Genomic DNA, 26,142 nt, shown 5'->3' with positions numbered 1-26,142 from the left:
TACTTAGGCGCTCAAACCATTAGAACAAGCGCTATCATGAACGAAGATGTCAAAAAAGAGATTCTAGCCGGACTAGATCGACCGCTGCGTATAGGTACGCGTCAATCACCACTGGCTTTGGCGCAGGCCAGAATGGCCGCAAACGCCCTGTTATCATTTCATGGCTGGCGCCCCGATCAGGTGGAGCTGGTGCCGATGATCGCGAGCGGCGACAAGATAGTTGATCGTTCGCTGGCAGAGGTGGGCGGTAAGGCCTTATGGACCAAGGAGCTGGATCGCGCGCTTGGAACCGGTGAAATAGACTGTGCGGTGCACAGTATGAAGGATGTTGAAACGATCCGTCCGGGGGAGTTTATTCTTGCGGCTTTGTTGGACCGGGCGGACGTTCACGACCGACTGATCGGAGCAGAATCAATTGATGCGTTGGCCGAGCGGGCGATCGTGGGTACCGCGTCGCCACGCCGTAAAGCGCAACTTTTGCGGCAAAGAGGCGATCTCGACGTGCGATTGATCCGCGGCAATGTGCAAACGCGCCTGCAAAAAATCGAAGATGGTGATTATGATGCAACTCTGCTCGCCGCTGCCGGGTTGAACCGTCTGGATATGGAAGATGTTGGAAGTGAGATTTCCGATGAAGTCATGCTTCCCGCGCCGGCACAAGGGGCTGTCGGTATCGAAGCGCGGACCAATGATGGCCATGTTCGCCGGTTATTGCGGGCGATATCGTCGGTCAGTACATTTCGCGCGGTCACGGTTGAACGGCTGTTTTTGGAACGGTTGACTGCTGATTGTCATAGTCCGGTTGCCGCATTGGCGGCGATTGATGGCAGGACCGTTCATCTGCGGGCCGAAATTTTGCTGCCTGACGGAACCGAGTCCGTCGATGGCCAGTCTAACTTCGATAGCGGAGACGTTGCCGCGCCCGGCATATTGGCAGACAAGCTGCTAGGCCAAGCCAGTGCGGCGCTGAAGGCCATTTTTGGCAGATGACCCTGCCGCTGCTGATCTTACGACCGCTCGATGGGGCACTACAGACCGAACAGCGGGCGAAAGATCTGGGGCTGACGGCGGTTGTAGATCCCTTGTTTGCGGTCGAACCGATCCGGTGGCTTGGTCCCGAACCACAGGATTTCGATGCCTTACTGCTGACCAGTGCCAACGCGCTCAAATATGGTGGCGGACAACTGGAATCCTATCGGTCCTTACCGGTGCTGGCGGTCGGCGCTAAAACAGCGATGGCCGCAAAAAGCGCCGGATTTGATGTGGCGCAAACGGGGAAATCGGGCGCACAGGACCTTTTGCGTCAGTTTAAGGACGGGCAGTATCAGAACATATTATGGTTGACCGGCGAGCAATATACGGACGTTTCCGCCAAGCAACGCCACGTGCATATCATTCCAATCTATAGAGCGAAGGCGATTGCTTTGGGTGCGCGGGCCCAATCCTGTCTCGCAGATCAGGCCGTTATTCTATTGCACTCCGTTCGTGCAGCGGAGCATCTTGTGTCGGAATTGGATCGCTTGGGATTGTCGAAAAATAGTCATCATGTTCTGGCCTTTTCTAGGAAGGTGGCGGAAGCGGCGGGGCAGGGATGGAAAAGCATCCAAACCGCCGAGCATCCGGATGACGACGCTTTACTGTCTCGGGCGAGCGAACTATGCCAATGATATGAGGAAAATTTGGTTCGCTTAGCGGCTGGACCGAGAAAAGGAACGGGAATGAGCCGGGATTATGAAAGGCTTTCGCCATCAACAGGCAAGAGCAATATGACGCGCAATGTACTGATTTTGATGGTCGTAGCCTTTATAGGGGGTGCGATTCTGACCGGCTGGATTCTATCCCGTTACAATCCGTTCGATAGCAGTGCGGAGACCGAGACAGCGGTCATTGCCAATGGTGACGCTGTTGCAGTGGCGGAACCGGATGCCGCGACTGCCCTTGCCAATCGAATTGACGCGGATGGTAGTGTATTACCAGCACCCGTGCAATCTGCAGAAGTGGCTCCTCCGGTCCTGACACCTGAAATAGAGCGAGCGCTTGCCGCACGGGTCGCGGATCTGGAAGATCGTTTATCACGGATCAATGTGCAAGCTCAGGCAGCATCGGGGAATGCCGCCCGTGCGGAAGGTTTGCTGATAGCTTTTGCCGCTCGCCGTGCTCTGGATCGCGGGTCTTCGCTTGGTTATATTGATCCCCAGTTGCGGCTTCGTTTTGGCGATGCACAACCGAAGGCCGTCACGACCATCGTCAACGCTTCTCGCCAGCCCGTTACACTAGAAGAACTATCTGCCGGATTGAACGAAATAGGACCATCGCTGACAACCGGCACAGGAGAGGCGAATTTTTGGACCAATTTCCGGCAGGAGCTCTCCGAACTATTCGTTATTCGTCGTGAGGGAACCCCTTCTCCTGCACCGCAACAGCGCCTGGTCCGGGCAAAGCGTTATGTTGAAACTGGTAATGTCGAGGCCGCCATTGCGGAAGTTGAGAAGTTGACCGGTGTTGAGAAGGATGAGGATGCTTCTCAATGGATGGAAAAGGCCCGTCGCTATAACGAGGCGCGGCGCGCGCTAGACGTTATCGAGACCGCGGCTATACTGGAACCGCAGCAATTGCGGACGGCTGAAGGCGAGAAGGTAGATCAACCTTCGCCGCTTGCTCCGGCTGCGCCGATACCGGCGCCCTAGTCTTTCAGGAACAGGTCTGCGAGGGCTGATGGGACGCGAACCGCCCGGCCTTTCTGCCTGTCTATGATTGCCCAGTTGGTTTTTGCGATAACTTTGATCTTGTCATCGGACCCGGTGAAACTGACGTTGCGCCAGAAACGCGCGCCCTTGGGCGGTTCGGAAATCCAGGTATGGCCGGTCACGGTCTCGCCGCTCCCGACATTGCCGCGATAGTCGATTTCGTGCCGGGTCACGACCCAGATATATTGATCAATGGCATCTTTTGGCGCGATTGCGTTCCAGTGAGCTGTCGCCATATCCTGGATCCAGCGCACCCAGACCGCATTATTGACGTGGCCGAGTTCGTCTATGTCTTCGGCTTGGGCGGTGATCGAAAGAGCGAAGGCCGTTTCCGGCGGTTTCACTCGGCGATCTCCATCTGCCAGAGGATGAAGGCGAATTCCTCCGCCGTTTCCTCCAGTGCATTCCAGCGCCCGGACTTGCCGCCATGGCCGGCGCCCATATTGGTCTTGAGCAGCAGGATATTCTCATCGGTTTTGGTCGCACGTAGCTTGGCTGTCCATTTGGCGGGTTCCCAATAGGTCACGCGCGGGTCGTTCAGGCCGCCGGTGATCAGCATCGGCGGATAGTGCTGCGCACTGACCTGATCGTAAGGCGAATAGCTGCGGATATATTCGAACGCCGCTTTGTCGGTGATCGGATTGCCCCATTCCGGCCACTCGCCCGGTGTGAGTGGCAAGCTCTCGTCCTGCATCGTATTGAGCACATCGACAAAGGGCACATGCGCGACAATCGCGCCCCACAGTTCCGGATCGCTGTTGACGATCGCGCCCATTAGCTCGCCACCGGCCGAACCGCCCGAAGCGGTAATCCGGCCCGTGTTGGTATAGTCTCTGGCGATCAATCCCTTGGCGACATCGACGAAATCATGGAACGTATTGGTCCGCTTCGTCAGCTTGCCGTCGAGATACCAGTTGCGGCCCAGATCATCACCGCCGCGGATATGGGCAATGGCATAGACGAAACCGCGATCCACGAGCGACAGACGCGTGGTCGAGAAGCTTGGCGGTACGGCATAGCCATAGGCGCCATAGGCATAGAGATGGAGCGGCGCGCTGCCGTCCAGTTTGGTCCCCTTTTTGTAAACCAGAGAGACGGGCACCATCGCGCCGTCGCGGGCTTTGATGGTCAACCGCTCGGTGGTGTATTGACTGGCGTCATAACCGGATGGAATCTCCTGTACTTTTAGCGTCTCGAGCGTCTTGTCGGCCAGGATATAGTCATAGACCGTATCCGGCGTGACCATCGATTCATAGCTGAGCCGCAGCGTGCGGACGTCATATTCCGGATTGTCGTCCAGACCGGCATTATAGCTGGCTTCGGGAAACGCGATGCGCTCGACCTTTGATGGATCGGCATAAGAGCGGATTTCCACCTGATCGAGGCCATTTTCACGGCCTTCGGTGACATAGAAACCCTTGAACGGCGTCATGTCGGTCAGATAAAATTCGTCCGAACCGGCGATCAAAGTCGTCCAATTGTCCGGATCGGTGACCGGTGCGGTGGCCAGCCGGAAATTCACATGATCGTCGTTGGTCAGGATGTAGAGCGTACCGTCATGCTCTTCGATGTCATATTCGCGGCCGGTCTGCCGCGCGGAAACCAATATCGGTTCAGCCAGCGGATCGTCGGTGGGTACCAGCCGCACTTCACTGGTTTGGTGATCGCCGGTCGATATCGCGATATATTTTTCCGAATGGGTCAGGCCGATGCCGACCCGAAAACCCTCATCATCTTCGCGATATAGTTCGACATCATCGACGATGTCGCTGCCCAAGATATGGAGACGGGCATTGTCGGTGCGCCATTGCTCGTTGGCGAGGCCGTAGAGCAGCATTTTGGAATCGGCGGACCAGACCAGACTCGACAAGGTGCCGGGGATGACGTCGGGCAGCAGCTCGCCGCTAGACAGGTCCTTGATCCGGGCTTCAAACCGTTCCGAACCATTGTCATCATAGGAATAGGCCAGCAAACGACCATCAGGGGAGACGGACGCCGCGCCCAGACGGAAATATTCCTTGCCCTTGGCTAGGATATTTTCGTCCAGCATGAGTTGGTCTTTGCCGCCAGAGACCGATTTGCGCCAATGCTGGCGATATTGCATGCCCTCCTCGAACTTGCTCCAGTAGAGCCAGTCGCCGTCCTTTTGCGGCACCGAGCTGTCGTCTTCCTTGATCCGCGCTTTCATCTCGGCGAACAGCGATTCGGTAAACGTTTTCTGCCCTTCCATATTCTGTTCGAACCAGCGGTTTTCCGCCTTCAGATAATCGAGGACATCCTCGTCATCGACCGTTGGATAGCTCTGATCCTTCAGCCAGTGATAGGGATCGCTCACGGTATAGCCGTGGCGTTGATAGCTATATGGCCGTTGCGCCGCGACCGGAGGATTTTCCATTTTTTCTGTCATGGTCTTTTCTGTTTCAGTTTGAGCGACGGCTGGAGCCGATGAAAGGGTGGGGGGCAATATGATGATTGCCATCAACGAAAGGAATATCTGTTTCATGACGCCTCTTTTCAGGGAAGTGGGTGGCGGAAAACGTCTAAAATACCTATGTGTTTACCAAGCAGCTAATTCAAGGAGTTTCACAGCCAGTGTTGATGTCTACTTATGAAGCCAGGCTCGCGGCCCTGCGGGAGCAAATGCAAAAAGACGGTCTCGACGGCTTTGTCGTTCCGATCTGCGACGAGCATATGAGTGAATATGTCGGTGATTATGCACAACGGCTGGCCTGGTTGACAGGATTTGGCGGTTCTGCTGGCTCTGCTGTGGTGCTCAAAGACAAGGCAGCGATTTTCACAGACGGGCGTTATACTATTCAGGTGCGCGATCAGGTGGATGGCAATCTATATGAATATGTCGGTACGGCGGATCAGAGCATCGTCGACTGGCTGGGCGCCAATGCGCCGCACGATTCTAAAATTGGCTATGATGCATGGCTGCATACGCAAGACTGGGCAAAGTCGGCTGCCGCTAAGCTAGGCAAAGCAGGTGCAAGCCTGGTGACGGTCAAGGACAATCCCCTGGATCAGGTTTGGGAAGATCAACCGGAACCGTCCTTGGCGAAGCTCGATGTCCAACCAGATGAATTTGCGGGCAAAAGTGCCAGTGAAAAACGGGCTGACATTGCGGCATGGCTCAAAGCGGAAGGCCTTGATGCCACCGTGATTGCAGCGCTTGATTCTGTTGCCTGGGCATTCAACATTCGCGGCAAAGATATCGCCAACACGCCGGTTCCGCGTGGCTATGCGATTGTCAAAGCGGATGGCAGTGCCGAACTGTTTGTGGCGCCGGAAAAACTAACCGACGATGTTCGGGTTCATTTGGGCAATGCGGTTGCGTTGCGGGACTATAGCGAATTTCCTGATGCACTTGCCGAGTATAAAGGACGAGCAGTGGGCGTCGATCCCGAGCGTTCCGTGGCCGCGATATTCGAACAACTGGCGCAGGCCGGTGCCAATATTGTCAAAAAACGCGATCCGACAATCCTTGCCAAGGCGATTAAGAACGAGACCGAAGTTGATGGTCACAAAGCGGCGCAAGCGCGCGATGGTGCCGCGCTGAGTCAATTCCTGCACTGGTTTTCCAATGAGGCGCTGAGCGGTGGCCATGATGAACTGTCGGTCGCGGCTAAGCTTGCTGAATTTCGAGGGCAGTCCGAAAAGCTCGAAGATCTGTCTTTCCGTACGATTTCCGGTGCCGGCCCGAATGGTGCGCTTTGTCATTATAGCGTGAACGAAGAAACCAATCGCAAGATAGAGGATCGTACGCTCTATTTGGTCGATAGCGGCGGGCAATATCGTGACGGCACGACCGACGTTACCCGTACTATGGCGGTGGGAGAGCCAACCGCTGAAATGGTCAAACGCTATACGCAGGTTCTGCAAGGCCATATCGCCTTGGCACAGGCCGTCTTCCCGAAGGGGACGACCGGTGGGCAATTGGATATATTGGCGCGGCAATATCTTTGGGCTGATGGCGTGGACTATGCGCATGGCACCGGCCATGGTGTTGGCGCCTATCTATCGGTTCATGAAGGACCGCAACGGATTGCCGCATTTGGCGGGTTTAACGAACCATTGGTTGCCGGTATGATTTGTTCCAATGAACCCGGCTATTACAAGACCGATGAATTCGGCATCCGCATCGAAAACCTGATCTTGGTCGAAGAACGTATCATTGATGGCGCTGAACAGTCGATGCTCGGTTTCGAGACACTAACGTTCGCGCCGCTTGAGCGTCGTTTGATCGACGTTGCGATGCTTTCGCAGAGCCAGCGCCAATGGGTTGATGACTATCATGCGAAAGTGCGAGCAACGATCGCGCCGCAGTTGGACGGCGACGCGCTGCAATGGTTAGAGGCGCAAACGACAGCGCTCTGAATCTGTTGACGCGAATCAAATGTTCTCATAATGTTCTTTTTCAACAAGAAGGAAGAAGAACATGATTGGCTATGTCACATTGGGTACCAATGACTTGGAGAGAGCGGCAAAATTTTATGACGCGATTGGCAAGGAAATGGGCGTTGGACGGATGATGGACTCCGACCAGTTTATCGCTTGGGGCGAAATGGGCGGCGCGCCGGGCATAGCAGCGAGTAAACCTTTTGATGGTCAGGCTGCTAGCGTTGGCAATGGGGTGATGGTGGCGATCGAAGTCAAAGACAATGATCAGGTGCAGCGGCTGTATGACATCGCGCTAGCCCACGGCGGCAGCGATGAAGGCGCACCGGGGCCACGTGGCGATGCAGGCTTCTATGCTGGCTATTTTCGCGATCCGGATGGCAACAAGCTCAATGCCTTTTGCATGAACGCGGGCTAAGGCGGTTGACAGTCTCATGACGCTGGGGAAAGAGCCAGCATCATGACAGAACAGAAAAATCCCCGTGATGGCTTTCGCCTGATTACCCCAATGCGTGTGCGCTATGCCGAATGCGATTTGCAGGGCATCGTCTTTAACGCCAATTATTTGGTTTTTGCCGATGTCGGTTTGACCGAATATATGCGCGCTCTGATGGTGGATAACGCGCCTCAGGGCAAAGGCGATATGCTTGGCGGGTTCATGCAGCATTTTGGCGGCGATAATTGGGTGCGCCATGCCGATGTCGATTTCCGTGCGTCTGCAAAAGCGGATGATCTTATCGACGTTGCGGTTCGGATTATCCGTTTCGGTCGGACAAGCTATGCGTTGCTGGTGCATATATTGCGCGGTGACGAGCTCTTGAACGTTATCAAGCTCACCTATGTCTGGTTCGACCCGGCCACTGAGCAAGTTGCTCCTGTGGCCGAAAAATTTATCGAAGCCGTCAGCGAGTTTGAGATTATCAAGCCGGAACGGGCGGCAGCGAACGCCTAAGCTTTTGTGTCGGAGTCGTTAGGGACCATCTGTTTCGCTTGGGCTTTGCGAAGGCGTAGATTGGCCCGCAGCTGCGCAGCGAGACGCTCTGCTTTTTCCGCTTCTTTGCGCATTTTTTCAGATTTTGACTGTGGTTTTGGCATGGCGCCTGATTGCATTATCCCATGAAAAACGCAACTCCGCTTGACAAGATGCAAAGCATTTGGTCTTAGCCCCTCGGTTCGCTGGAATATGCCTGACATGGTACCTAGTGCTAGCGCATCAAAATGGTCCGGCTGCTGTAGCTCAGTGGTAGAGCGCGTCATTGGTAATGACGAGGTCGGGAGTTCAATTCTCCCTAGCAGCACCATTTTTCTTCACGATTTCGAGCGTCTCCAATGACGTCAGTGATTTACGTATTTAGTCCCGAAGTTTCCGTAGCTTAGCTTCTGCCCGTTGTGTGAACTGCGGTCCAGAGACCATTTGGCACCCGCTGTGTTGCTACTAATAGCCGGATTATCTCGACGCCCGGAAACGCGGATTCCAGATGCGCTTTTGAAATTTGAGTGATTTTGTTCTTATGTGAACCCAAAGAGGGTGCGCTGCTCGTTACAGTCGAGAGGGATTTTACCCGCACGCAAAAAGCGTCTTCCGGTCAGATTGACAGGCTGCGATCCTTGGACGATCGCTTTCACAATATCAGGTGCTAGATAACTCAGCTTGGCAAGTTTTCTCAGATGCCTCTGGGAATAATCCGACACTAGAGGCGAGGCTATTCCATCGATCAGATAGTCTCGTGCTGCAAATGCATTTCAAAGATCGATAGCACTGTTAAATATCTGGGCGTTGAGGTCGAGGATGCCTTGGCACTTGCGGAAAATGTCTAATTCTAATGTCCGCAATCGGCCCAAAAGGGGGATGCTTCAAAATGTTGGGCGGCTAGCAGACTGTGTGTGACTTTTAATCCCGCCATTATTCCGAGTGCTTGTGTTCAATCAATGCTAGTCGGGCAATAGTTCATACGCCAATCACAAAGGGGCCGTTCTCAGCATTAATGGCGCTACTTTGCGGCCAGTTTAACGATCCTGCAGAAGAAAAGGTGAGGGAAATTGGTATCCTTATAATAGGTATATTGGTATGGAAAGAGATTGACAAGCATAGGGGAATCCGCCAGTTTCAACAATCTATTGCGCAGTATTGAATGGCAATACTGCGCCAACGGAGTGATTGGTTATGGGATGACATTGGTCGCCCTGACCGTTACAGCAAGGCAACTAAAAGGGATTTTTGCGAAATGGCTGAGCAGAGACTTTTTCATCGCGTTGCCGAGCAAATCGGACTGCTTATTGACGAGGGTGTATTTCCCCCCGGAACGCGCCTTCCCGGAGAGCGGGAACTGGCGGAGCGGTTTGAAGTTAGCCGGGTCACCATTCGCGAAGCTGAAATTGCATTGCAGGCCATTGGGCGTATCGAGATCAAGACGGGTTCTGGCGTCTATGTGTGCGAAGATCAGTCTCTGCGGCCTGGTAAGCTTCCCGCAGTAAGCGCTTTTGAGGTAACAGAGGCCCGTTCGCTGATCGAAGCGGAGGCTGCAGCACTCGCTGCCAAAATCATTTCTGATGAAAACCTGAAGAAGCTTGAGGATTTGATTTATACCATGGGCAATAGCGATGAAGAAACATCGCTGGCTGCGGATCGAGAATTTCATGCAACAATAGCAGAATGTTCCGGAAATGGTGCGATGGTCCATTCGATTGAATCCCTATGGCGTATGCGTGAAGAGCTTCCCGAAGTGAAGCATAGCTATGATGCGGTTTGCGAGGAAGATGCCGAAGCCCGTGCCAAGGAGCACAAAGATATATTGGATGCGCTAAAGGCGCGCAATCCGGCCGCTGCCCGCCGCGCAATGCGCGAGCATTTTTTGCGCCTAATTGGCACCATGCTGGATGCTACTGAACAGGAAGCACTGAAGGCAGTTCAGCAGCGTGCGATTGAGAGTCGGGAACGCTTTCTTGACGTTGCCCGCATGGGCTGAACAGGTTTTTAGGCCTGGGTCACAAATTTCAGAAAACCATTGGCTTCCTCTAGCGGCATTGGGCTGTGGATGAGGTTGTGCGCTTTTCTGATATGTCACCAAAATGTTACACACCGACATATTTCGAACAGAATGTTCAATCCGGCAAGAGTCATCGGGGTGGGTAAGCGGTTCTAAATCTGGCCTTTTTGTAAGGTATGCTAAATTGGTATGACAAAAACTATACAATAGGTTTGCATTAAAGGTTGACACCTATAACCTGCCAAGCCAAATATGGTGGAAATAGAAAAATAACAGGGAGGGGATTCGATGAATCAGATCAATATTTCTGCACATAGTAAATTTTCACGTTTTCGGTTTTCAACGGCACTTATGGCGGGCACAGCCATGGCAATGGTCGCTTCGCCAGCATATGCGCAAAATGAGCAAGTAGATAACGCCGCGGAGTCTGATGAAAACGTTATTATCGTTTCCGGTATTCGAAGTTCTTTGGCCAGTGCGCTTAACGAAAAGCGTGAGGCAGATAGCCTTATCGAAGTCATTAAGGCCGAGGATATTGGTAAGCTGCCCGATCAAAACCTTGCAGAGGTTCTCGAGAATATCACCGGTGTTCTGATCACACGCCAAAACGGCGTTGGAACCGGCGTTCAGATCCGGGGTACAGGTAGTAACCGCCTCGAAGTTAATGGTGTATCAACCGTCGGCGCGGGTAACGGACGGGTCGGTATTAACTTTGAAGATTTGAATCCATCTATCATCGCGGGTGTCGAAGTTACCAAGGCGCCTGAAGCGAGCACGATCGAAGGTTCCGTTGGCGGTACGATTAACCTCAGAACCATTCGTCCGCTTGATCTGTCTGAAACTCTCCTCAGTGTCCGCGGGCAAATGGAAGATAGTAGCCTTTCATCTGGCGGTCTAAACCCGAGGGTTTCAGGCGCGTTTGGTAAAACATGGGAAAGTTCCTCTGGAGCAGAATTTGGGTTTGTTTTGAGTGGTAGTTACACCAAATCAAACAACACCGCTTTCCGTCCACGCCTTGATCGTGATAATCTGACGGACTGTTCGGGTGCCACTCCGCCGACCTCATGCCCGGCTGGAGCGCCAGGATTCCTCGGGGTTCAGTTCTTGAACCAGGTTCAAGAGGATCAGAATTATGAAACAATCAACGTAGCGGCATCGTTTGAAGCCAAGCCGACCGATAATCTGAGGCTTTATGCTGACTATATTTATACAGACCAGACGCGAAATTTGGCAGGTTCACGAGTTCAGTTTTCTAACGTGAGCCGGTTGAATGGTGCAAGCGATAGAACCAACGGCGGTAATATTAACTTCACGGACTTTGCGACGTTCGATTTGGGCCTCGACGCCACGGGTCAAAATCTTGGCAGCATTCAAGCCGTCACGGCAGGTACTTTTACGCCGCAACAGAGAGCGGATTTTGCTACCGACGATGACTTTAGAAACGCGCGCGGTGCGCCATTCCTGCGGGTGGCCAGTGACAATGGTTCACGCGAAACTCAAAGCGATGTATTTAGAGCCGGGCTTGACTGGCAGCATGATCGACTGAGCATAGCTGCTGAAGTCTCCAGGGTATCATCAGAAACGGTCAATCCAAACCTCGCTACAACTCTTAACTTTATCAATCCGAACTCGGATATTGCCCCGAACAATACTGCTGGTACCAGTTTCCGGGACGAAAATGGCATTCCGGTCATATTTGACTTCACGAATGGCATTTCCTTCGGCATCAATTTTGCCGACCCATTTGCGCCAACAACCGCCCAGTTGCTGGATGGAAGCAACTATGTGTTTGACGGTACTCCTACATATTCCGCCAATATACAGGAAAATGAGGAACTGGCATTTCGCTTTGATACCTCTTACGATTTCACTGGCTCGGTAGGCTTTATTAAGTCAATCGATGCTGGCTATCGTTATAGTCGTCGCGAGACTCTTAGAGACAATAGGCAGGCGTCTGCTAGCGGTTCCGGCACATTGGGTAACAGTTTGAATGCGGGTGGTATCGCAAGCCTCCTCACGCCGATTCCTGATAATTTTGGGGATGGCACGGGCAGCGATTTGTTTGTCTCGGGTGTATTGCAAGTAGATCCTGGCATTGTCGGTAATCCAGAAGAGGCAGTAGCGGCGATCAATGCGGCCGCTGCGGCTCAAGGTCTCGGACCGATCTTCACCTCAGGGCTAAACTCGCTTCCAAATGCGTTCTTTGATATTACGGAAGAGACGCATGCTCTGTACGGTCAGATCAATTTTGGAACTGAAGATGATAGGTTCCGCGGAAATGCCGGTGTGCGCTGGGTTAAAACCTCGATAGCGGAAACCGCCAACGTGTTGAGTACTGGTACTCCATTCCTGAACACGAATGAAAGCAGCTACGATCACTTCTTGCCGCGCGTGAACCTCGCCTTTGATGTGACTGATGACATTGTCCTGCGGGCGTCTTTTTCTCAGGAAATCAATCGACCTAGCTTCACGAACATATCATCTGCGATATCACTCCCGAATTCACGAGGCGTCAACAGTAACGCTGTAGCTGGTGACCCCAATGTGAGACCGGAAGAGATTGCCTCTTATGATTTCTCGGCAAGCTGGTATTTTGCACCTGAAGCGGTCTTTAGCGTCGGCTATTTCCGCAAAGAGCGCGACGGGCTATTTGGAGTTGTCGTTGATGAGCCGGGTAATGCGGGTGCTCCAGGCGTTATTGCGCCTAACACACGCGACACTGTTGGTCCGGTATGTGAAGGCGGCGGGACTTTCTCTCCAGGGACGGAAGCAGGTATCTTCGGTAACGGCGAGACAGGTGTCTGTGTTGGACTTCAAACCCCGTTCAACTCGAATGGGACAACCACTCAACAAGGTATTGAAGTCGCTTTCCAATATAACTTAAGTGATTGGGAAGATAGGCTTGGCAGCTTCGGATTTCTCTCCGGTCTTGGTTTTGTGGCCAATTACACATACCAAACGGAAAGCAACGATACTGGTTTTACCGACATTTCTGGCGGCCGAGCTCAGGCAATCTTTGCACAACAAGGTTTCGATCCTGCTGTAAATCCTGTGCAGCGTGAAACCGCTACTTTGCTGAACCTGTCCAAGCACGCTTATAACCTGACAGCATTCTACGAGAAATACGGTATATCGGCGCGGGTACGTTACACGTGGCGTGACACGTTTAGAACGAACGATCTGCCTGGCACGGGTAACGTGTTTGAGCCGCTTGGCTTCCGTGGTGCTGTTGAACCTAGAGGGCAGCTAAACGCTAGCGTAAACTATGCAGTCACCGACCAGTTAAACATTGGTGTGGAGGCAACTAACATAACCAAGTCCAGCCAGAATATCTCTTGCGTGAATGATGGTGCATTGTTGTGCTACGAAGGCATCACCGATCGTAGAGTTCAGTTTGGTTTTAGCTTCACTTACTAGGCGAGACGGAATCGTTTAAAATCTTGAGCCGCAAGCTTTTGACCCTAACCTCCGGCACAGAGATGAAGGTCAAAGCGGCTCAGGCAAGTTTGAACGACAAGCTAATAGTTTGCAGTTTGTCGGTTCGAGCAAGGGATTGGCGCGGTGGGAGCTTGAACCTGCCGCGCCGATCTTGCTTAAGTTAAGCGTCGATTGGATCGCGGACAAATTGGTATGTCAATTTGGTAGTACCAATTGGTTGACTCAATTTGAATAGATTGATAGCCGATAGAAAGACAACAAGAGGATCTTTGGGGATGATGTTCAGGCTTAGCCTGGTTTTGCTGACTAGTGTGGTTGCCTCAGCTCCCACCTATGCAGAAGTTTATCTGGTTAAAGATAAGAAAAACTATGTCGCCACCGAGAAGCTCTTGAAAGCTGGCGATACGATCGTTCTGGCGAACGGCGTATGGAAAGATTTTGAAATTAAATTTTCCGGTCAAGGCACCAAGGAAAAACCAATCACTCTGCGCCCGCAAGAGGTCGGCAAGGTGATTCTGTCCGGCCAGTCCAATCTCCGAATTGGTGGCAAACATATGTTGGTAACCGGGCTGGTGTTCAAGAACGGCTACAGTCCGACCGGTGAAGTTATTTCCTTCCGCCGATCAAAAGACAATCTGGCTCATCACAGCCGCGTCACGCAGGTCGTAATCGACAGTTTCAGCAAACCCGACCGCTATGAAAGCGACTATTGGGTTGGCATGTACGGCAAGCACAACCGTTTTGATCACAGTCATCTCGAGGGCAAGACCAACAAGGGTGTGACTTTTGCCGTGCGACTTAACTCTTCCGAGAGTCAGGAAAACTTCCACCGCATCGATCATAATTATTTCGGGCCGCGTCCGGTGTTGGGATCGAATGGCGGAGAAACCTTACGCATAGGCACCAGCCACTATTCGATGTTCAATTCAAACACGACAGTGGAAAATAACTATTTCGACCGCTGTGATGGTGAAGTCGAAATCATCTCTTCCAAGTCGGGCAGCAATGTCTTTCGTGGCAATTTCTTTGATCGGTCGCGCGGTGCGTTGGTGTTCCGCCATGGTGATGGTACCCTGGTTGAGAATAATGTGTTTATGGGCGGCGGAAAGGCCCATACTGGCGGCATTAGGGTGATCAACCGGGACCAGACCATCCGCAACAATTATATGGAAGGCCTCCGCGGTACAGGGTTCGCCAGCGCACTGACAGTGATGAACGGTGTGCCCAATTCTCCAGTTAACCGTTACGTGCAGGTCGACAATGCGGTGATTGAGAATAACACGGTTGTCGACAGCACACGCATTACGCTCAATGCCGGTGCGGATACCGAGCGTTCAGCTGCGCCGATCAACAGCCGTATTGCCGGAAACCTGCTTGGCGGAACAGGCAAAGGTGAGTTTATCAAGGTACAGGATGATATCAGCGGCATCAAACTTTTAGACAATATGATATTCAATGATTCGGCCCAGCAGGAGATTGCTGGCGTCGCAAAAGCATCGGTCGAGATGGAACGGGCAGAAAATGGCCTGCTATATCCTGTTGGGGCGACCACGGGCGTATCCCGTGATATTAAGCCTCTTACCCGCGATCAGGTGGGCGTTGACTGGTATCCCAAGCCAGCAATCGGCAAGCGGTTCGGCACCGGGAAAGAGATTCCAGTCCCGCCCGGTGAAGATACGCTGACTGATGTTTTTGCGACGGCCGTCGAAGGTGACCAACTTTTGTTGGGTGACGGCGAATATCTCGTGAACAAAACGCTCTTATTGGATCGTGCGATTACAATCAGGGGGGCAAAGGATGGACGTACCAAACTTCTGTTTTCTCGACCTTCGTTGCTGGAAATCCGAGAGGGCGGAAGTGTCAAGCTAGCCAATTTGCAGATCGATGGTGCAGCGTCGCCTGACTCTGTTGGCAACGCCATGATCCGCACGACCATTTACCCGATCCAGTCGAACTTCATGATCAAACTTGATGGCGTATCCGTGACCAACCTGGATGTGAACCGTTCGTTCCACGTTATTGCGCTGGGTAAAAGTTCCATGGCGGATCGTGTTACGATCAAGGATAGCAATTTCAGCAATATTTCTGGTTCGATCCTGTTGGCTAATGCCGAAACAGAGGATTACGGTCAGTATAATGTCGAATATTTCGACGTTTCAAATTCGAACTTTGAGGACATCGGCGGTGCGCTATTCAACGTCTATCGCGGGGGGCGAGATGAAAGCACGTTCGGGCCGCATTTTTTGGTGACGAATTCAAATTTCATGAATGTCGGACGAAGCAAAAACAACCCATCTAGCTTTTCCATGATTCTTCATGGCGTTCAACATGCGGATATCAGCAACAATAATTTCCTCGACGCCGCCTCGATAAAGGTGGTGCACACCGTAGGGCGTCCACAAACGCGCATATCAAATAACAAAGCAAAAAATATGCCGATGCCGGTTCTTGAAGAGTTGAACTACGAAGGCGCCCATCGCGCCATAGTTTCCGGCAATCAGTTTGAAGGCGCAGCAAAGCCATGAGGGTTAAGATCCTAGCGATCGCACTTTGCGGAGTTGCATCTTCGGTCGCTGTGGCTGGACCAGTTCAGTCCTCCCAGACTGGGTCCTCCACGGCGGCACAGCAATATGCGCCGTTATTCCAGAACGAAATTGATCGCTCGCGGGCGTTTGTCGATCAGATGATGGAAGCCGGCGTTGTGGTCCCGTTTCCGAAAGACCCGGGCGGCGGCTATACCCACGAGCAGCATAAGCAGAATTTCAAGATCATCTATCAGGGCGGCCAGCTCTTCAAACTGACTGGCGAGCCGAAATATGCTGACTATGTGCGTGACATATTGCTGGCCTATGCAAAGCTGTATCCGACACTGGGTGAACATCCTGCCCGCAAGAATACCCAAGGCTCTGGTAGGATATTCTGGCAAGTTTTGAACGATGCCATGTGGATGGTCGACAGCATTCAAGGCTATGAAGCCATTCGCGATACGCTTTCAGAAGCTGATCGTAAAAATATCGATGATAATCTGTTCCGTAAAGCAGCAGCGTTCCTGTCCACTGGATCGGCATTGACCTTCAGCAAGATTCACAATCATGCCACATGGGCAACGGCCGGCGTCGGGATGACGGGCTATGTTCTGGATGACAAGGAGCTGGTGGACATAGCCTTGTTGGGGCTAGACAAATCAGGCGAGAGCGGATTTTTGCGTCAGAGCGAACTGCTCTTTTCGCCGGATGGTTATTATACTGAAGGCCCCTATTATCAACGCTTTGCGCTTAAGCCGTTCATTGTTTTCGCTGGGGCGATCGAAAGGAATGATCCGGCACGCAAGATTTTCGAACATCGCGACGGGATATTGCTGAAGGCGCTGACGACCACGGTTCAGTTGACTTATGAGGGTCGTTTCTTCCCGTTCAATGACGCTATTCGGGATAAGAGTTTGAAGACCGACGAACTGTTTCACGGTGTTGCTGTGGCCTACAGTAAGACGCGTGAGCCCGGGCTGTTGAATATTGCAAACTGGCAGGGGCGTACTGTCCTGACAGATGCGGGAATGTTGCTCGCCAGTGATTTGGCAGCGGGTAGGGCCAAGCCTTTTCCATTCAAATCCAAGCTGCTTTCCGACGGGCCGGAAGGCAAGCAGGGTGCGGTTGCCATCATGCGTAAAGGTGATGGCATGACCGGACAGGCGCTGGTCGCAAAGAATAGTTCGCAGGGCATGGGGCACGGCCATTTCGATAAAATGAGCTGGCAATATTATGACAATGGCTATGAGATTGTCGGTGATTATGGTGCCGCAAGGTTCCTGAATATCGAAGCCAAATTTGGGGGGCGCTATTTGCCGGAGAACGAGAGTTGGGCGAAGCAGAGCATCGCGCATAACTCTCTGGTTGTAGACGAGAAAAGTCATTTTGGCGGCGATGTGAAAATTGCCAGCGAACTGGCCCCAGAGCAACTCTACTTCTCCGACAAAATGGGAAGTCAGATCAGTAGCGCCAAAATGACCGGTGCCTATCCCGGGGTCGAGTTTACCCGGACTCTAGCATTGCTTGATGTCGAAGGACTGGGTCAACCGCTGGTCGCCGATGTGATGCGTGTGAACGCCGAGGGGCGTCATCAATATGATCTGCCGCTTCACTACAATGGTCATATCATGCGGGTTGGTTTTGATGTGAATTCTAACGTCGAGGGCCGTCCGGTGCTCGGCGAAGATCATGGCTATCAGCATATCTGGGTCGACGCGAAGGGCAAGCCTGCCGGTGCGGATACTGCTTTTGTGACATGGATCAAGGACGACAGGTTTTACACATCGCGCTGGGTGCCTCAGGCTGGCGCTGAGACCATTCTTGCCGAGAGTGGTGCCAACGATCCGAAGTTCAACCTGCGCCGAGAACAGATGCTTATTCAGCGGTTAGAGAACGGAAAGAACACCGTGTTCGCTGGGGTTCTCGAGGCACATGGCCGCTATGACGGTGCCGCTGAACGCACGACCGACAGTGATAGCCAGATCAAGACCATTCAGCATGTGCGCGACGGTGAAGCAGATTTACTTCTGATCGAAACCCTGGCCGGTGAGAAATCGGTGCTCGCGATTTCCTATGATCAGGACGAAGCAAAAAAGCATAACGCGACGATTGATGGCAAGAAGGTGAGCTGGACAGGTTTCGCAGATCATATCCGTTTGGGCGGAGGCGCCAAATGACCGACACAGCAACGCAGGCGCGTCAAAGCGATACGTTTGTTCACGCATCAGCTTCTCCGATCGAAGACCTGGAGCCCGGCATCAAGCGGCAGATATTGACCTATGGTCCAGATCTGATGCTCTGCCGATTGTGGTTTGATTCCGGCATCGCTGGCACTGTTCACCAACATCCTCACAGCCAGATCAGCTATATAGAATCCGGCCGTTTTCGAGCAATGATGCGCGGTAAGGAACGCGAACTGGTCGCTGGTGACAGCGTCGCCATCACGCCAGATACCGATCATGGAATTACATGCATAGAGGCAGGGTCACTGCTCGATATATTCAATCCCGTCAGAGAAGATTTTCTCGATGGGTGAGGGGGAACAGGAATGAAAATGACCGGACTTCGCTGGTGGGTGGTTGGGCTTGTCGCGCTGGCGACAATCATCAACTATATTGATCGCCAAACGATCAATGTCTTGTGGCCCGCACATATCGCTCCGGATTTATTTCCAGAAATGGACGCCGATGGCCATAAATATATTCTGGGTATCGTTTCCACGGTGTTTATATTTGCCTATGCGGCTGGCCAGGCGATCTTCGGGAAAATTTTTGACTGGATCGGTACTCGATTGGGTTTCGTCCTGTCGATCGGGGTTTGGTCATTGGCTACTGCGGCACACGCCTTTGCACAGGGCGTTCTGAGCTTTAGCTTTTTCCGTGCCGTTCTCGGTGTCGCAGAGGCCGGTAACTGGCCGGGCGCTACTAAGGCGAATGCCGAATGGTTCCCAACAAAAGAGCGCGCTCTGGCACAAGGGATATTCAATTCCGGTGCCGCTATTGGCGGAATTATTTCGATTCCCCTGATTGGCTACATGGCGCTCTTTTTTGATTGGAAGATTATCTTCATCCTGGTTGGCCTTGTGGGACTGATTTGGCTTGTGCCCTGGATGGTCATCGTGAAAGCGCCGCCCCAATATCACGATTGGCTGTCGGATGAAGAGCGCGATTACATTCTCACCGGACAAAAAGCTGACGACGCGGGTGGTGAGGATGATGACGGGTACAACCCGACAACTGGCGAGCTTCTGGCACGCAAGGAAAGTTGGGGCGTTATCATAGCATCCGCCGCAATTGACCCGATCTGGTGGTTGTTCATTGTATGGATCCCGACATATCTGTTCGAAGTCCATAACTTTAACGTCAAAGATCTGGTTGCGTCCGGCTGGTTGCCATATGTGGGTGCAATGTTTGGTGCATGGTTCGGCGGATTGCTGGCGCAAAACCGACTCAATGCGGGATGGACGGTCAACAAGACACGAAAATTCACCATCACGCTTGGTTGCCTCATCATGTTACCCGCGCTTTTGGCATTGGCGGGGGCATCGACACCGTGGTTGGCTTTGGGTTTAATGTTCACGATATTGTTTGGCTTCCAGACCGCTATTGGGAATGTGCAAACTCTTCCAAGTGACCTTTATGGCAAGCAGACAGTCGGCACGTTGTCAGGAATTTCAGGCATGGCGGCTAAGCTAACCGCGGCGGCATTGACATTTCTTGTTCCGATTATGACCGCTGGAGCCAATTACTTTTCCGTTTTCGTCCTCGGCGCATTTCTCGCACTCACGGCCATTGCCAGTGTCTGGGTGCTGTGCGGCGAGATCAGACCATTAAAACCGAAAACTGCAACCGCATAAAAATCTTATTATATTTATAGACAGGGGAAAACATGACTAAATTGAAAGATAAGGTAGCAATCGTGACCGGGGGCAGTCGCGATATTGGCCGGGCCGTGTCGGAGAAGCTTGCGAGCGAAGGCGCAAAGGTCGTTGTAAACTATTGCAACAATGAAGAAGCTGCGAATGAAACTCTGTCTGCAATTAGGGCAGCTGGCGGGACGGCCATCTCATATAAAGGCGACATGATGAAGCCGGAAGATGTGGATGGCATGGTCGCTGCTGCACAGGTTGCCTTTGGTGATGGCGTAGACATTTTGGTCAACGTGACGGGCGGGATGGTTCAACGCAAAGGGCTAGACGAAATGGACATGGAGTTCTTTGAGCACGTAATGCGGCTCAACGTTACCTCGACATTCCTCGCAACCAAGGCCGTGGTTCCGCATATGAAAGAAGGCGGATCAATCGTGAACTTTGCTTCCCTAGCTGGCCGTGATGGTGGTGGGCCTGGAGCAGCGGCATATGCAACTTCCAAAGGAGCTGTGATGACCTTCACGCGGGCAATGGCGAAAGATCTCGGACCAAAAGGCATCCGTTGCAATTCGCTCTGCCCCGGCATGATCGCTACGTCATTTCATGACACGTTTACTGCCGACGCTGTGCGCGAGAATGTAGCCAATTCCACTCCATTACGTCGACAGGGTCTTGCAGAAGAGACAGCTGATGCGGCGGCCTATCTGGCATCGGATGATGCGTCATTCATCACCGGGACCAACATTGACATCAATGGCGGTCTATTCTTCTCTTGATCGAAGGACGGTAGTGAAAAGAAGATGAGCATAGAACAGGATCTCGAAGCCCGGCTCGCCTCTGCGCCCGTTGTGCCGCTTATTGGCGCGAGCGATATTGGCGTTGCAGTGCAAACAGCGAATGCCTTGAGCACCGGTGGCCTGAGTATCATCGAAGTGGTTCTGCGCACCGACGAGGCTGTCGATTGCATGGAAGCGATCGTCAAGCAAACGTCTGGCCTGATAGTAGGTGCCGGAACGGTTTTAACAGTCGCTCAGGCGGAAGAAGTTATCGCACGTGGCGCGCAGTTTGTGGTCTGCCCGGGACTGGTCGACGGAGTGGCGGAATATTGCCTGAAGCAAAACGTCCCACTTTATGCGGGGACTATGACTGCGGGTGAAGTGCAACGCGCCTATGCGTTGGGCTTACGCACAGTGAAATTCTTCCCTGCCTCGCTGGCAGGCGGTGTGCCGATGCTCAAGGCGTTGTCGTCGGTATTCCGTGAAATGCGCTTCATGCCGACCGGCGGCGTTTCGGCATCTAATCTTGACGAGTTTCTGGCCCTACCATCGGTTATCGCATGCGGGGGCAGCTGGTTAACGCCCGCAGCAGCCATCGATGCTGGAGACTATGAAGTTATCACAAATTTGGCGCGCGAAGCGGTGGAAATCGCCGGCGCTGCACGACCATAAGGAAGATATCATGGCAGAATTTTTGTCATTCGGAGAAATCATGTTGCGCCTGAAGGCGCCCGGCCATGAACGGTTTTTCCAATCACCGGAATTTGAAGCAACCTTTGGCGGCGGCGAAGCCAATGTCGCGGTTGCGCTTAGCAACTACGGCTTGAATTCGGGTTTTGTGACCGCGCTGCCAGACAATGATATCGGTCAGCACGCGATTAATGAAGTACGCCGCTTTGGTGTTGATACTTCGATGATCCGCCGTAGCGGCGACCGGGTGGGTATCTACTACCTGGAATCGGGCGCGAACCAACGACCATCCAAAGTCGTCTATGACCGCGCCGCCTCTTCGATTTGCGAATGTGGTCCTAGGGATTTTGACTGGGAGAAAATCTATGTTGGTGCAAAATGGTTGCACATCACCGGTATCACGCCGGCGTTAAGTCAATCTGCCGCAGACCTTAGTTTAGAATGTGTGAAGGCAGCGAAGAAGGCTGGAGTGACTGTATCTTGCGATTTCAACTTTCGCGGCAAGTTGTGGAAATATGGAAAGGCCGCACCGGAAGTGATGACGGAGCTGGTCAAATATGTCGACGTGGGCATTGCCAACGAAGAGGATTGCCAGAAGTCCTTGGGTATCAGTGTCGATGTCGATGTCGAAGCCGGCAAACTTGACACCAAGAAATATGAAGCACTGTCCGAAAAAGTTCTCGAACTTTATCCTGATATGTCCACAATCGCGATCACATTGCGCGAAAGCATGAGTGCCGATCGCAACGGCTGGTCTGCCTGCCTGCGCGAACGCGGGAGCGATTTCAAATTATCTCGTCGCTATGAAATCACCGATATCGTCGACCGGGTCGGCGGAGGCGACAGCTTTGCTTCCGCGTTGATATACGGCCTCAATGCTTATGAAGATCGTCAGCAATCGCTGGAATTTGCGGTGGCGGGCAGTTGTCTGAAACATTCCATTCTTGGTGATTTCAACCGGGTATCGGTAGGTGAAGTTGAAAAACTAATGTCCGGTGATGAATCCGGCCGGGTTCAAAGGTAAGACGTGTATGTCCCCAACTAGGTTCCTCGTTACCGTCGGCCGTTCGGCAGGCAAGCCACAAAAACATGGCTATCCTATCGCGAATGACAATTTGTGCCGCGAGCAGGAGCTTTTTGAAAAGTGCGTACAACGTGAACTGGGTGGATTAGTCAAAGACAATAACAAGAAAAACAAGTGACCAAGACAAAGTCCCCTTCCAACCTTATCGATATACGGACGGCGCTATATGGTTGCATCACGATCGCAGGGTAGGTGGAAAACAGCATTAGCGGCATTCCTACCCGGAATTTTCCTCTTAGGTTTCAATATCGGTACTGGCAGTGTCACAACCATGGCGACTGCGGGTGCCAATTACGGGATGACTCTTCTTTGGACTGTGTTAATCTCGTGCGCAGCGACCTATCTGATGATCGCCACCTACGGCAGATTCACTTTAGTGACAGGCCAAACTGCGCTCGAGGCGTTCCGTAAACATATTCATCCAGCTGTCGGCATATTCTTCATTCTTGCGCTTGGCGTAGGTGTTTGCGGCAGTGTGATGGGCGTGATGGGGATCGTGGCTGAAATCAGTTATGAATGGTCAAAAACCTTTATAGAAGGCGGTGTCGGGCCGATCTATTGGGCGGCGTTTTTCTGTGCGATTGCCTATTTCATCTTCTGGAGTGGACGCACGCAAGCTTTTGAACGGGCCCTGGCCGTGATTGTTGCGATCATGGTTGGTTGCTTTGTCCTCAACTTCTTCATTCTGATGCCGCCGGTGGCAGATATGGCGGCGGGACTAGTGCCCTCTGTGCCGGAAGTGTCATCCAACGATACAGGGCCACTTCTGCTCATCGCATCGATGGTCGGCACAACGATTTTCTCCGGTTTGTTCATCATCAGGACCACATTGGTCAAGGAAGCCGGCTGGACAATCGAACAGGACAAACAGCAGCGGCGCGACGCAGCTTTTGCCGCAATCATGATGTTCGTAATCAGCGCTTCAATTATGGCAGCGGCGGCAGGCAGCCTTTTTGTCGAAGGAATTGGACTAGACCGCGCGTCACAAATGATTGGCTTGCTGGAGCCCCTCGCTGGCCCGTTAGCGGTTACAATCTTCGCCGTCGGTATCATTGCCGCAGGCGTTTCATCGCAGTTTCCAAATCTGCTTATGGTCCCATGGCTCCTCTGCGACTTTCTTGGCACAACCCGTGACATGACCTTGTGGAGATATCGGATCTTTGTGTTTCTAATCTCACTTCTCGGTCTTATCGTCCCGTTGTTTGACGCCAGACCCGTCTTTGTGTTGATCCTGTCACAAGCTTTTAACGTGGTACTACTACCGTTGACGGTCGCGTGTATCTTCTATCTTGGCAATCGCGCGGACCTGATGGGAACACATCGCAATAGCTTGCTTACCAATGTCGGTCTGTCGGGGATATTCCTGTTTTCGCTGGTAACGGGCTATATGGGATACCAAGGCCTGACGGACATGCTGGCAGGCTGACTGAGGAGAGAAATTAGTGCGTGAATCCTGGCGATGGTTTGGTCCGAGCGACCCGGTCAGCCTGGCTGACATCCGCCAGACCGGTGCAACCGATGTTGTCAGTGCACTTCACGATATTCCGATCGGTGATGCTTGGCACCAGGATGCCATCAAAGCCCACAAGGAATTGATTGAAGAACATAATGACAAAATGACGCCGCTGCACTGGACCGTGGTAGAGAGCATCCCCGTGCACGAGGACGTCAAACTCGCGGCACACGGGCATGAAATATATATAGATAATTGGATTGTGACACTGAACAATCTGGCGGCAGAAGGTATCAAAACGATATGCTACAATTTTATGCCGGTCATCGACTGGACGCGCACGGATTTGAAGTATCAACTGCCAAACGGTGCATACGCACTGCGCTTTGATCAGGACAGGTTTGCGGCGTTCGACCTGTTCATCTTGCGGCGCAAAAATGCGCAAGCCGATTACACGTTGGACGAAGTAGATCGCGCCGAACGTGTTTATCACACGATGTCTGAAGATGAACAGGGCGAACTGACCCGCACAATCATTGCCGGCCTGCCGGGGAAAATGACCGACGCTTATTCGCTTGAGGATTTTCGCGGGGTGCTAGAGCGTTATGCCCATCTTGACCATGACGGGCTGCGGCAGAACCTGTTTTCGTTTTTAGCACAGGTCCTCCCACACGCGGAAAAAGCGGGCGTCAAATTGGCCATCCATCCCGACGATCCGCCTTGGGACATGTTTGGTCTGCCACGTGTCATCTGCACACCTGCCGATCTCGACAAGCTGTTTGGAGCGTTGCCCAGCCCCGCCAATGGTATCACTCTGTGCGTCGGCACCTATGGCAGCAGGCCCGATAACGATCTACCGCAAATGGCCCACGACTATGCAGAACGCATCCATTTCGCCCATCTGCGCGGTGTGATCCGCGACCCTCAGGAACAGCGTTCCTTTTACGAAGCTAGTCACCTGGACAGTGATATCGATATGATACGGGTTATTCGGCATCTGCTGGAAAACGAGCAGCGCCTGAAGCGGGAAATATTCATCCGCCCGGATCATGGTCATCTGATGATGAGTGACATTAACGGTGATAGCAATCCCGGCTATTCTGCGATCGGACGAATGAAGGGACTTGCTGAGATTCGCGGAGTTGTAACGACTTTGCTGGAGTCCGCTAGAAGTTGATTTTGCGTATCCAATGCGCTTTGGGCACAAGAGCCGATATTACACTTTCGAAGCCTTGCGGTGCTCATCTCACACGTTTTAACTGCACGCGGAAAAGCAGTTGCGCCTTTCCGCTGGCGATACGCTCTACATTTTCTATTGATTCTCCGGGATCGAGATCGCGTCGCAAATTTTTTGCTTTGAGCAACAGGCTGCTTTTGTCGTTCTTGAGATCCAATGGCCCGAGCAGATCGTTGAGCGTTGTGTAGATCACAAAATTGGAAAATCCATCCTGCTCTGGCGGAACGGCGATTCTAAGCGATCCTTTTCCATTTGCATCGTGGCTGAGTGTTTGCCTTCGGGAGCCCTTTTTGGTGCAACGGACATCGAAGTTGCGATTGCCGGAACGAATTTCCTTTCCTTCAGCATCGGTCACACTGAGAGAATAATATCCGCGATATCGTTTCCTCAGCAGTGCAGTCCCGTCGCATGATATGACATTAACATAAAGATGATACTCACGGTCCTGCTCTGGGGTTATTGGAGTATCGTCCGCCGGGAGGTCATCGACCACGGGATTTTCAACATAATCGACCGGGATTAACTTGTAGCGCACCGGACCTAACGCGCCGGCCACTTTAACGTCGAGCACACCGTCAGCCTGACGAACAAATGCCGCCTGACCTAATAGTGGCAGATCATCAGCAATGAAACGATTAGGCGCTGCCTGTCGAAAATTCCGCATAACCACCATATTGGGCTTTACCTGTAAAACTAGCGCATGGACCCAGGGATCAATTGCATAGGCACGGCCATTGGCAATGGTGATGCGCTTGTTAATGCTCGAAATTCGGTAGGTGCCGTCCACCGCACTCGGTTCGCCTGCAGCAACCTTCTCCTTCATGGGTAAAAAAGCTGATATCTGGGCTTGTACCGGCGAGATCCAGATCGCTATTGCAAAGGAGAGGATCAGGCCGGCGCATTTTTTGAGAAAGCGGTTCTTCATTAAGTTGTTCC

At 52.6% G+C, this 26,142-nt stretch carries 20 protein-coding genes and 1 tRNA gene; 18 read left to right on the top strand and 3 right to left on the bottom strand.

Features of this window, described 5'->3' with window-relative positions:
• The first annotated feature begins 36 nt into the window (after positions 1 to 36).
• Genes hemC through ABJG22_RS04835 form a run of 3 tightly spaced genes read left to right on the top strand, consistent with a single transcriptional unit; the run spans position 37 to position 2,687 of the window.
• On the top strand, positions 37 to 990 hold the full coding sequence (gene hemC, locus ABJG22_RS04845; RefSeq protein WP_348019123.1) for a hydroxymethylbilane synthase: 954 nt from the start codon (positions 37 to 39) through the stop codon (positions 988 to 990).
• Positions 987 to 1,667, top strand: coding sequence for a uroporphyrinogen-III synthase (locus tag ABJG22_RS04840; protein WP_348019122.1), 681 nt, complete (start codon positions 987 to 989; stop codon positions 1,665 to 1,667). The genes hemC and ABJG22_RS04840 overlap by 4 nt, the downstream gene beginning before the upstream one ends.
• A gap of 51 nt (positions 1,668 to 1,718) precedes the next feature.
• Complete coding sequence (locus ABJG22_RS04835) at positions 1,719 to 2,687, top strand: mitofilin family membrane protein (protein WP_348019121.1); 969 nt, start codon at positions 1,719 to 1,721, stop codon at positions 2,685 to 2,687.
• Here the strand turns inward: ABJG22_RS04835 and ABJG22_RS04830 are convergent.
• On the bottom strand, positions 2,684 to 3,091 hold the full coding sequence (locus tag ABJG22_RS04830; RefSeq protein WP_348019120.1) for a thioesterase family protein: 408 nt from the start codon (positions 3,089 to 3,091) through the stop codon (positions 2,684 to 2,686). The genes ABJG22_RS04835 and ABJG22_RS04830 overlap by 4 nt on opposite strands.
• Positions 3,088 to 5,154 carry a S9 family peptidase gene (locus ABJG22_RS04825; RefSeq protein ID WP_348019119.1) on the bottom strand — a complete coding sequence of 689 codons (2,067 nt, stop codon included), beginning with the start codon at positions 5,152 to 5,154 and terminating at the stop codon, positions 3,088 to 3,090. Before ABJG22_RS04825 ends, ABJG22_RS04830 begins: the two co-directional genes overlap by 4 nt.
• A 191-nt stretch (positions 5,155 to 5,345) precedes the next feature.
• Here ABJG22_RS04825 and ABJG22_RS04820 point away from each other — a divergent pair, with 191 nt between their 5' ends.
• The 15 genes from ABJG22_RS04820 (at position 5,346) to uxuA (ending at position 25,146) form a co-directional block, all read left to right on the top strand.
• Complete coding sequence (locus tag ABJG22_RS04820; RefSeq protein ID WP_348019195.1) at positions 5,346 to 7,127, top strand: aminopeptidase P family protein; 1,782 nt, start codon at positions 5,346 to 5,348, stop codon at positions 7,125 to 7,127.
• Positions 7,128 to 7,188: 61 nt separating this feature from the next.
• Positions 7,189 to 7,566 (top strand): VOC family protein, encoded by a 378-nt coding sequence (locus ABJG22_RS04815; RefSeq protein WP_348019118.1) that lies wholly within the window; start codon positions 7,189 to 7,191, stop codon positions 7,564 to 7,566.
• Positions 7,567 to 7,608: 42 nt separating this feature from the next.
• A complete protein-coding gene (locus tag ABJG22_RS04810) occupies positions 7,609 to 8,100 on the top strand; it encodes a thioesterase family protein (protein WP_348019117.1) in 492 nt (163 codons plus the stop codon).
• Positions 8,101 to 8,374: 274 nt separating this feature from the next.
• Positions 8,375 to 8,449, top strand: a tRNA-Thr gene (locus tag ABJG22_RS04805).
• A 924-nt stretch (positions 8,450 to 9,373) separates the two neighbouring features.
• Positions 9,374 to 10,114, top strand: coding sequence for an FCD domain-containing protein (locus ABJG22_RS04800; RefSeq protein ID WP_348019116.1), 741 nt, complete (start codon positions 9,374 to 9,376; stop codon positions 10,112 to 10,114).
• Positions 10,115 to 10,423: 309 nt separating this feature from the next.
• Positions 10,424 to 13,552, top strand: coding sequence for a TonB-dependent receptor (locus tag ABJG22_RS04795; protein WP_348019115.1), 3,129 nt, complete (start codon positions 10,424 to 10,426; stop codon positions 13,550 to 13,552).
• Positions 13,553 to 13,848: 296 nt separating this feature from the next.
• The gene (locus ABJG22_RS04790) at positions 13,849 to 16,098 is read left to right on the top strand and encodes a polysaccharide lyase 6 family protein (protein WP_348019114.1); all 2,250 of its coding nucleotides are present in this window, start codon (positions 13,849 to 13,851) and stop codon (positions 16,096 to 16,098) included.
• Complete coding sequence (locus ABJG22_RS04785; protein ID WP_348019113.1) at positions 16,095 to 18,275, top strand: heparinase II/III family protein; 2,181 nt, start codon at positions 16,095 to 16,097, stop codon at positions 18,273 to 18,275. Before ABJG22_RS04790 ends, ABJG22_RS04785 begins: the two co-directional genes overlap by 4 nt.
• Positions 18,272 to 18,634 (top strand): cupin domain-containing protein, encoded by a 363-nt coding sequence (locus tag ABJG22_RS04780; RefSeq protein WP_348019112.1) that lies wholly within the window; start codon positions 18,272 to 18,274, stop codon positions 18,632 to 18,634. Before ABJG22_RS04785 ends, ABJG22_RS04780 begins: the two co-directional genes overlap by 4 nt.
• Positions 18,635 to 18,652: 18 nt before the next feature.
• The gene (locus ABJG22_RS04775) at positions 18,653 to 19,954 is read left to right on the top strand and encodes an MFS transporter (RefSeq protein ID WP_348019111.1); all 1,302 of its coding nucleotides are present in this window, start codon (positions 18,653 to 18,655) and stop codon (positions 19,952 to 19,954) included.
• Positions 19,955 to 19,986: 32 nt separating this feature from the next.
• A complete protein-coding gene (locus ABJG22_RS04770; protein WP_348019110.1) occupies positions 19,987 to 20,742 on the top strand; it encodes a glucose 1-dehydrogenase in 756 nt (251 codons plus the stop codon).
• A gap of 24 nt (positions 20,743 to 20,766) precedes the next feature.
• The gene (gene eda / locus ABJG22_RS04765) at positions 20,767 to 21,414 is read left to right on the top strand and encodes a bifunctional 4-hydroxy-2-oxoglutarate aldolase/2-dehydro-3-deoxy-phosphogluconate aldolase (protein ID WP_348019109.1); all 648 of its coding nucleotides are present in this window, start codon (positions 20,767 to 20,769) and stop codon (positions 21,412 to 21,414) included.
• Between the two features lie 10 nt (positions 21,415 to 21,424).
• Positions 21,425 to 22,456 (top strand): sugar kinase, encoded by a 1,032-nt coding sequence (locus ABJG22_RS04760; protein WP_348019108.1) that lies wholly within the window; start codon positions 21,425 to 21,427, stop codon positions 22,454 to 22,456.
• 226 nt (positions 22,457 to 22,682) lie between these two features.
• On the top strand, positions 22,683 to 23,942 hold the full coding sequence (locus ABJG22_RS04755; RefSeq protein ID WP_348019107.1) for an Nramp family divalent metal transporter: 1,260 nt from the start codon (positions 22,683 to 22,685) through the stop codon (positions 23,940 to 23,942).
• 16 nt (positions 23,943 to 23,958) lie between these two features.
• On the top strand, positions 23,959 to 25,146 hold the full coding sequence (gene uxuA, locus ABJG22_RS04750) for a mannonate dehydratase (protein ID WP_348019106.1): 1,188 nt from the start codon (positions 23,959 to 23,961) through the stop codon (positions 25,144 to 25,146).
• Between the two features lie 64 nt (positions 25,147 to 25,210).
• Here uxuA and ABJG22_RS04745 read toward each other — a convergent pair whose 3' ends face one another.
• Positions 25,211 to 26,131 carry a hypothetical protein gene (locus ABJG22_RS04745; RefSeq protein WP_348019105.1) on the bottom strand — a complete coding sequence of 307 codons (921 nt, stop codon included), beginning with the start codon at positions 26,129 to 26,131 and terminating at the stop codon, positions 25,211 to 25,213.
• Between the last annotated feature and the right edge of the window lie 11 nt (positions 26,132 to 26,142).

It is taken from the genome of Parasphingorhabdus sp. (assembly GCF_039939955.1).
Lineage (GTDB): Bacteria > Pseudomonadota > Alphaproteobacteria > Sphingomonadales > Sphingomonadaceae > Parasphingorhabdus.
The sequence above is the reverse complement of the archived record's forward strand: the minus strand, read 5'-3'. Positions and strand labels throughout refer to the sequence as shown.